Annotated in this window: 8 protein-coding genes and 1 tRNA gene; 2 read left to right on the top strand and 7 right to left on the bottom strand. The window is 62.6% G+C overall.

Annotated features, from left to right (window positions below; genetic code table 11):
* Positions 1 to 154: 154 nt before the first annotated feature.
* A tRNA-Leu gene (locus ACH2AT_RS10250) sits at positions 155 to 241 on the bottom strand.
* Positions 242 to 386: 145 nt separating this feature from the next.
* Here ACH2AT_RS10250 and ACH2AT_RS10245 point away from each other — a divergent pair.
* Positions 387 to 2,435: a DUF6311 domain-containing protein gene (locus ACH2AT_RS10245; protein WP_394965787.1), complete on the top strand. Its 2,049-nt coding sequence runs from the start codon at positions 387 to 389 to the stop codon at positions 2,433 to 2,435.
* Complete coding sequence (locus tag ACH2AT_RS10240; RefSeq protein ID WP_394965785.1) at positions 2,436 to 3,389, top strand: RluA family pseudouridine synthase; 954 nt, start codon at positions 2,436 to 2,438, stop codon at positions 3,387 to 3,389. It abuts the gene before it with no gap.
* A gap of 23 nt (positions 3,390 to 3,412) precedes the next feature.
* Here the strand turns inward: ACH2AT_RS10240 and ACH2AT_RS10235 are convergent, their stop codons facing one another.
* From ACH2AT_RS10235 to ACH2AT_RS10210, 6 genes are all read right to left on the bottom strand, one after another.
* The gene (locus ACH2AT_RS10235) at positions 3,413 to 4,012 is read right to left on the bottom strand and encodes a toprim domain-containing protein (protein WP_394965784.1); all 600 of its coding nucleotides are present in this window, start codon (positions 4,010 to 4,012) and stop codon (positions 3,413 to 3,415) included.
* The gene (gene holA, locus ACH2AT_RS10230; RefSeq protein ID WP_394965782.1) at positions 4,009 to 5,043 is read right to left on the bottom strand and encodes a DNA polymerase III subunit delta; all 1,035 of its coding nucleotides are present in this window, start codon (positions 5,041 to 5,043) and stop codon (positions 4,009 to 4,011) included. Before holA ends, ACH2AT_RS10235 begins: the two co-directional genes overlap by 4 nt.
* Positions 5,015 to 6,925: a ComEC/Rec2 family competence protein gene (locus ACH2AT_RS10225; RefSeq protein WP_394965780.1), complete on the bottom strand. Its 1,911-nt coding sequence runs from the start codon at positions 6,923 to 6,925 to the stop codon at positions 5,015 to 5,017. The genes holA and ACH2AT_RS10225 overlap by 29 nt, the downstream gene beginning before the upstream one ends.
* A 191-nt stretch (positions 6,926 to 7,116) precedes the next feature.
* Positions 7,117 to 7,659, bottom strand: a complete 543-nt coding sequence (locus tag ACH2AT_RS10220; RefSeq protein WP_394965779.1) for a phosphoribosyltransferase family protein — start codon at positions 7,657 to 7,659, stop codon at positions 7,117 to 7,119.
* Positions 7,660 to 7,705: 46 nt separating this feature from the next.
* Positions 7,706 to 8,047 (bottom strand): histidine triad nucleotide-binding protein, encoded by a 342-nt coding sequence (locus ACH2AT_RS10215; protein WP_394965777.1) that lies wholly within the window; start codon positions 8,045 to 8,047, stop codon positions 7,706 to 7,708.
* Between the two features lie 72 nt (positions 8,048 to 8,119).
* Positions 8,120 to 8,312 (bottom strand): DHHA1 domain-containing protein (locus ACH2AT_RS10210; protein ID WP_394965775.1); only part of this gene is annotated, 193 nt, incomplete at its 5' end.

Here is an 8,312-nt window from a genome sequence, read left to right as displayed (position 1 = left end):
CAGGTATTCCGTGTAGAGACAAGGAGTAAAGCTATATACGGGAAGCGCATCAAATGCGCTTCCGGAGCCGGAAAATGAGCATAAAAAAGGAGAAAACCCCTGTAAACAGGGATTTTCTCCTCGACACTTTTTTATCAAAAGTGACGTCTTAATATGGTGCCGCTGACCGGGATCGAACCGGTACGGTGTTGCCACCGAGGGATTTTAAGTCCCTTGCGTCTGCCAATTCCGCCACAGCGGCACAGTTAAAAAGCTATTTTATAATACAATACCCACCCGGCAAAGTCAACACGAGGGGTGGGAAATTGTTTTTTTTCCGCCAATGCCTTATAATAATGAAAACACGCCGCCCGCTCAAAGCCGGGCGGCCATGAGCGGAGGCTGCGATGACCCCAACCAACAAGCGAAACATCCGACTTTTTCTGCTGGGAGCCCTGCTGGGGCTCGCGGCCTTTCTGTGTTTATACGGCGTTTCATCGCTGGACGTGACCAACGACGCTTTCCTGCGCGGCGGCTACATCGAGCAGGACGTGCAGCAGCATTACGCAGGCTGGCTGTTTTACCGCCAGTCCCCCCTCTCGCTGCCGTTGTGTGAAACGGCCCGCCTGAACTGGCCCGACGGCGCCAGCATCGCTTTCACCGATTCCATCCCGCTTTTCGCGGCCTTTTTCCGCCTGCTGAGTCCGCTTCTGCCCCAGACGTTCCAGTATTTCGGGCTCTACACAGCGCTGTGCTTTGCGCTGCAGGGCGGGTTCGCCGCCCTGCTGGCGGGCCTTTTCACCCACTCGGACCTCGCCGCGCTTCTGGGCGTTGTGCCCTTCGTGTTCAGCCCCATCCTGCTGGAGCGGGCGTTCCGCCACACCTCGCTTGCGGCTCACTTTCTCATTCTGGCGGCGCTTTATTATTATGTGCTGGGCATGCGGCAAAACCGCTTTGCTTTCAAGGGGCTTTTTGCCGTCAATGCGATGGCCATCGCCATCCACCCCTACTTTGTGCCCATGACCTACGCCATCACCTTTGCGCTGGCGGCGGGATATTCCTGGCGCAACCGCCGGCTTCTGCGCCCCGCTGCTTTTCTGACGGCAAACCTCGCGGCCACTGCCTGTGTGGGCTGGCTGTTCGGCGTGTTCAGCGCCACGGGGTCGGGCGCGGGCGGCGCTGGCAACGAATACGGCTATTTTTCCATGAACCTGAATGCCCTCTGGAACCCAACCAGCCGCGGTGTTGTCTGGAGTCTGTTCCTGCCCGTGCAGAATCAGACAGGCGGCAACTACGACGGTTTCAACTACCTGGGCCTGGGCGTGCTGCTGGGTGCGGCAGTGGCCGCGTTATGGGGCCTCTGGGTGCTGCGCGGCCGCCTGCTGACGCTTGCGCGCCGGCACGGCTGGCTGCTCTTTGCCTGCGCCTGCCTTGCCGCTTTTGCGGTGAGCCATGTGGTCACGGCCAACGGCGCGACCCTGTTCCGCCTCCCCCTGCCACAGGTGTTGGTGGAGCTGGCCACCACCCTGCGCAGCAGCGGCCGGCTGTTCTGGCCGGTCTATTACCTCATCATGCTGGCGGCGGTGGCGGGTCTGCTGCGGCTGTGTGGTACGTTGCATTTCAAACATGCAGGCATCACGGCCTTGGCCTGTCTGTGCGTTGTTCAGCTGGTGGATCTGAGCCCCGCGCTGGCCCAGAAGGCTGCCTCCCTGCGGGAATACCGCCCCACCGAGACCGACCTTGTCACCGGCACCACTCCGGCACTCAGCACCACCACCGATTTTTTTGAGACGGTGAGCGGCCGCTACGATACCCTCGTTGCCCTGGACCCGCTGACGCAGACCGGGATGGAACTGGCCCTTTATGCCGCCGACGAGGGGATGAACAGCACCGACACTGCGGTGGTGGCCCGCTATGATGAGGCAGCGGCAGAGGCCCGCCGCGCCGGCTTCATCAACGAGGTGCTCTCCGGGGAGATCCGCTCCGACTGCCTGTATGTGACCGAGCGGCCCGAGACCTTTTTGCAGCTGGCGGACGCCGCCGCAGAACAAGGCGCCTGGTGCGGCGCTCTGTATGCCCGGGCGGGAGAGGGAGAGCCCGAGCCCGCACTGTATGTGATCGCGCCGGGGCTGGATGACTACAGCCATGAGCTGGCGGTGACCTACAGTGAAGATTTTCCCCTGCGCATCGCGGACTATTCCGACGACTACTGGTTGAAAGGCGTTCTGAGCCTGAATCTGGCCGGCATCGGCCGGGAAGCGGACGAAAACAAGGTGGTCCTGTTTTACGACACGCCTCTTGCCCGCCGCCGCCTGAGCCCTGGCGCGGCCATCCTCTGCGCGGGGCAGCGATACCCCATTCTCGATGTGGACGACAGCGACGAGGGCTGGCTGATGGTGACGCTTGACACGGCGGACGCCCGCCCGCTGGCAGGAAAGGACCTGGTGATCCTATAAATGGAAGTTTTGCGCGTAAACTGCCTTTTGCCCACCCGTCTGGACAAATACCTGATGCAGCAGTATCCGGTGCTGACACCGGGCCGCCTGAACAAGGCCCTGCGGGAGAACAAGATCAAGCTGAACGGCAAAAAGCAGCCCCTCTCCACCCGCGTACAGGCGGGCGACGAGATAAAGCTGTTCCTCCTGCCCGGCCAGCTGAACGCCGCCCCGCCTGCGGAGGGCCCGGCGTTTTTGCAGGCGAAGTACCCCGTCAAGGTGGTGTATGAGAATGACCAGCTGCTCCTTGCCGACAAACCCGCCGGTCTGCCGGTGAACGACGAAAGCGCCCCCGATACCCTCATCCACCGGGTGCAGCTCTATCTTTATAAAAAAGGCGAATACTGCCCCGGCGAGAGCTTTGCCCCGGCGCTGTGCCACCGGCTTGACACCGGCACCAGCGGCCTTGTGCTGGTAGCCAAGACCGCCCAGGCACTGACCGATTTGACCGAACTCATCCGGTCACGGCGGCTGAAAAAGGAGTATCTCTGCGTCACCTTCGGGCGGCCGGAGCCTTCGGTGGCCACACTGACGGGTTGGCTGAAGAAGGACGCCGCAAAAGGCCGGGTCACGGTGATGGACCGCCCGGCGGCGGATGCGGCGCCCATCGAGACCCGCTATGAAACGATGGCCGTCAGCGGACGGCTGGCCCTTCTGCGGGTGGAACTCATCACCGGGCGCACCCACCAGATACGCGCCCACCTGGCCAGCATCGGCTGCCCCATCTTGGGGGATGGAAAATACGGCCAGAATGCCGTGAACCGGCAGCTTCGCTTCAAGTATCAGGCGCTGTGCGCCTGGCGGCTCACCTTCCCGGCGGACTGCCCTCCCTCTCTTGCTTGTGTAAAAGGAAAATGCTTTACGCTTGAAAAGCCCTGGTACTGCCGTCAGCTTCTGAACGGCGAACTGAAATAAAAGAGCGGACCACAGCGCGGGCATCAGCCCCGCTGCGGTCCGTTTTGCATCTCATTGATCTCTTCCCAGGTATAAAGGCTGTTCAGCACATCGCGCAGCGCCTTTTTGGAAAGCCGCGGCGGCAGGCCCAAGCGCTTCAAAAAGGAATAGCGGTCTTCCCTGCTGCCAGCGGTGCCGGAAAGGCCCCAGGCGTAAAGGTCGCCGTAGGTGATGGCGCGGCCTGCACGGCGGGCGGCCTCCTGCCCTCCGGCGGCCAAAACCGCCTGCCGAAGCGCCTGCACGCCGAAGCCCTCCACGCCCAGCAGGCCCTCTTTGCCGGGGGCGGCTTTGCGCTTTTCCCTGCCTTCCACCGCGGGCACATAGGCGTGGCACACATGTTCCGCCCCCACAAGGTCCGCGACAAAGCGCCGGATGCGAAACCCCGCCGCATCTGGGTCGGTGAGTACGATGACGCCCCGCTGACGGCCCAGTTCCTTCAGAAGGCTCTGGGTCTCCTTGTCCTTGAAGATGCCAAAGCCGTCGGTGCACAGGATGAGCGCATCCACTGCGTTGGTAAGGGCTGCCGCGTCGTAGCGGCCTTCTACCACCAGCACCTGACGGATGCGCGGCCGTTCGCCCGTCACCGGCGGCCTCCCGCCGCCGCAAGGCGGCACAGCGCCGTTTGCAGCAGCACGTCCGGGGCGGCAGAGGAACCGCCTTTCAGGTCGCCATCCAGTTCGGCCAGCACCTCCAGGCAGGCGGCCAGCTGAGCCAGGGTGTAGCTGGAGGCGTTCCTTCCGCTGATCTGCAGGCGGGCGGGCTTGCCGGTGTAGCCAAAATCCTTGTAGACCCGGTTGTAGTCCATCTTTTGGGCCTGGGCCGCCTTGACGCGGTACATATCCACAAAGCTGCTGGCAAGTGCGGCAGTGATGGCAATGGGGTCTGTTTTGAGGCGCAGCAGCACCTCCAGCATTTCGCAGGCCCGGGCCGCGTTGCGAGAGGTCACACAGCGCACCATGTCGAACACGTCCGCCTCCAGGCTGCGGGTGCCCATCTCCATCACCAGCGCGGGGGTTATCTCGGTGTAGCCGCTGGCGGCGGCCAGCTTGTCCACCTCGTTTTCCAAAAGGAACATATCCTGGCCGCACCGCTCCAGCATGGCGGCGGCTGCATTTTCCGACAGTTCGGCGCCCTGTTCCCGGGCGCGCTGGCGCAAAAGCGCCCGCAGCTGCTGGGGCCCTGGATGGACCATCTGAGCCGCATAGCCCTCTTTTTCGCAAAGGGCGATGAGCTTTTTGGCCTGTTTGCCGATCTTGAGCTGGCCGCGCTCCTCCGTGAACACGCTGAACATCACAAACGCGGCGTTCTCGGCGCTGGCGATCACGTCGCACACTTCTTCCAGGTCCTTTTCACCATAAGCGGAGGGCTGGAGGTTCGGCAGTGAAACGATGCGCCGGGTGCCAAAAAAGGAGATGGTGCCCGCGGCCGTCACCATTTCCTCCACACCGGGGGCAGGCCCGTCCAGCACGGTGACTTCTCCGTCGGCAGCGGCGGCCAGTTTGGCCAGGGTCTTTTCGGCAGCGGTGCGGGCCAAAAATGGGTCGGAGGAATAAAAATAATAGACCGGGGCGCTTTTTTCCAGCGCCTCACGCCACTGCGTTTTGCTGTAAAGCATAGTTTCCTCCTTTCAGCACTGCCGCCCGGCCCGGGCGTATCAGCGCCCTTGCGCCGCGAGGTGCAAAGTACACGTCGCTTCCCTGTTCGGCCTGCCAGTCATAGGCAGCGCGCACGATCAGTGTTTCGGCCCGCAGATTCGCCGGTTTTATGCTGCCGGTCACGGCCAGGTCGACCCGCACAGGCGAGCCGGTGTTCGCCGCGCCCACAGGCACGGCGATTTTGTAGCCGCCCACATCCAGCAGCACCAGACCGCCTCTGCGCAGGCGGATGACTGTTGCCATTATATCACAAACGGGCAGGGTTTTGGCCTCATTCACTGCAAAATCCTTCAGCAAAAGGGTATGTGCTGCAGTGGGCGGCGCGGATGAGGCATCGGTGCGCAGGTCGATCACCCATTCAGGCATGTCGACGCCTTTGCTTTGCAGGTATTCCTGCACATCTTCAGCATTGGACTCACCGCCGCGGAACACCACGAGGGCCTGCCCGTCCTGCACGGCGGCGACACAGGGACTGGCCGCAGTGCCAAGGACCGCCAGTTCCACCGTTCCCCGCTCCAGCACCACAGCCCAGACGACGCCCAGCATGACCAGCGGAAGTGCGGCCAGCCATGCCAGCCGTTTTGGCCCCAGCCGCCAGGCACAGAGCACGGCGCACGCCGAAGCGGCAAGAACGATGAGGGAATAGTCCCGGGGCAGCGGCAGCCGGGCCAGAGGCAGGCCCGCACAGAGTGCCGCCACGGCGTTGAGCAGTTTTGCCAAAAGCCCGCCCAGCAGCGAGAAGGACCGCGCGGCGAACTCCAGCCCGGGAACAAAGCCGCACACGCCGGCAAGCATGCCGAACACCACGCAATACCCTGCAAGGGGAAGGGCCAGCAGGTTGGAAAGCACTGTCACGCCGCTCACCGACAGGCCGCCCAGCAGCTGCACCGGCAAAGTGAAGAGCGCTGCAAAGACTGTGGGAAGCAAAAGCGAGAGTGTTTCCTCTTTCAGCCGGTAAAGCAGCGGCCTTTTGCCGTCCGACTGCTTTGCCTGCATCATTTTCAGCGATTCCCCCGCCAGCACCACGCCGAGAGCAGCGGCAAAGGAGAGCTGAAACGCCAGGTCGCACACGGCGTAAGGCCCCTGAAAACTGATGAGGACCGCGGCGATCCCCATAGATGTGAGCGTGTCGGCAGAACGCAGAAAAAGACTGCCCAGATGCAGGATCAGCGCGCCGATGCCGGCCCTGAGCACCGAGGGGGAAAAGCCGGTGAGGCCCATCATAAACAAAACGAGCAGGATGGCCGCCGCTGACCTCACCCGCCATAAGCGGCCGGTACGGGTTGCGAACACGCCGCACACCAGGCTGAGATGCAGACCGGACACCACCAGCAGATGGGAAATGCCGGCATCGCGGTAATCGTCGTTGATCTTGCCGGTCAAGCGGCTTTTGTCGCCGCTGGCCATGGCCGCAAGCACCGCGCCCTCATCGTTTGGCAGGTAACGGGCCACATTGGCGGCGAACCGCTCCTGAAAACGGCTCAGAACGTACCGGAAACTGCCGCTCTCCCCCACAAGCTCCGGCGTTTCCTGATACTCCGCCTGAAGGTATACCCCGTCCGCCAGACTGGAATAAAAATACTCGTCCTTTTCCAGCGATTCAAAGGCCAGCGACACCCGGAACCGCTGCCCTTCCTCGCAGGAGGGAAAAACCTTCGCAGAAACGAGCGCGTGCGGCAGGCGTTCGTCCGCCCCGCAGCTCGCAAGCAGTTTGAGCCGCACCCGCGCCGTGTCTTCGGCAAATCCGGGCTCGGCACTCACCACTTCCGCCAGAACATCCAGTTTGCGGCCGGCGAGGGAAAAGGCGGGCCGCACGCAAAGTGCGAAGCCAATGCACTGCACAGCAAATCCTGCCAGGATTGCCAGCGGCAGCACGCAAACAAATCCACGCTTTCCCCTGGCCCAGGCGATGATGCCGCCGCAAACAAAAACTGCCGCAAGCGGCAGAAAAGCCGCCGGCGGCAGAGTGACAGCGGCCAGCTGGGTGAGAACGTATACGCCGCCAAAAGCGGCAGCCGGGCGCCGCACGGCGGTCAATGCGGGAACAGGGGAAGTTTTTCCAGATACACGATGTCGGTCCTGTCGGCGGCATCGCCTTCCGCAAGAACTGCGGCGCGGGCCACCACAGTGCCGGTGCTGCGGGCCACAAGGCCCTCCAGCGCATGCAGGGAACCGCCGGTGCTGATCACATCGTCCACAATGAGCACCCGCTTGCCGTTCATGGCTTCCAGGTCCTTGCGGTCAATGACCAGCTTCTGCTTGCCGTTGGTGGTGATGGATTCATCCTCCACGATCACCGGCTCGCTCATGTAAAGCTTTTCAGCTTTGCGGGCCGGGATATACAGTTTGCCGCTCTGACGGCTCATCTCGTAAGCCAGGGGGATGCCCTTTGCTTCGGCGGTGACGATCACGTCAAATTCCGGGCAGCGCTTGAGCAGCTCTCCGGCGCAGGCCACGGTGAGCTCCACGTCGCTGAACATGATGAACGCCGCGATGTCCAGATGTTCGTTGATGGCGCAGATGGGAAGCTCACGGGTAAGCCCGGCAACATGCAGAGTATAGGTTTTTTGAGACATTCAAGTTCCCTCCTGTATCACGTTTGAAGCGGTGAAACACATCCCGTCAGCCCGGAGGCCAGGCAAGGCTGCGCTTTGCCAGCACATGGAAGTGCAGATGGCGCACGCTCTGGCCGCCGTCCTCCCCCACGTTGGTGACCACGCGGTAGCCCTTTTCGCACCCGAGCTCATCGCACAGGCGGGCGATGGTGGCGAACACATGGGCCAGCAGGGCGCCGTCCTCCTCCCCCAGCTTTGCGGCGGAGTCGATGTGGGCCTTTGGGATCACCAAAAAGTGGACCGGGGCCTGGGGGTCGATGTCGTAAAACGCCAGGATCCTGTCATCCTCAAACAGTTTGTTCGAGGGGATCTGGCCTGCCGCGATCTTGCAGAACAAACAATCGTCCATCGGTGGGTTCCTCCTTTCCAATGGCCGGCGCGCCGGGCAAACGGCCCGACGCGCCGCTTTGCAAAAACTTCTTTAACCCTGCAGGATGCCCGCAACGATGCCGGGCACGGCGTTCAGGGCTTCGTCGATCCTGGTGGCGTCCTTCAAACCGGCCATGGCCATGTCCGGCTTGCCGCCGCCGTTGCCGCCGGCAATGGCCGCGATCTGCTTGACAAGCGCGCCCGCCTTGAGGCCGGCATCCTGCGCGCCCTTGCCGCAGCAGACC

It is taken from the genome of Candidatus Allofournierella excrementigallinarum, from assembly GCF_944388085.1.
In the GTDB taxonomy this organism is placed as follows: Bacteria; Bacillota; Clostridia; order Oscillospirales; family Ruminococcaceae; genus Allofournierella_A; species Allofournierella_A excrementigallinarum.
The sequence above is the reverse complement of the archived record's forward strand: the minus strand, read 5'-3'. Positions and strand labels throughout refer to the sequence as shown.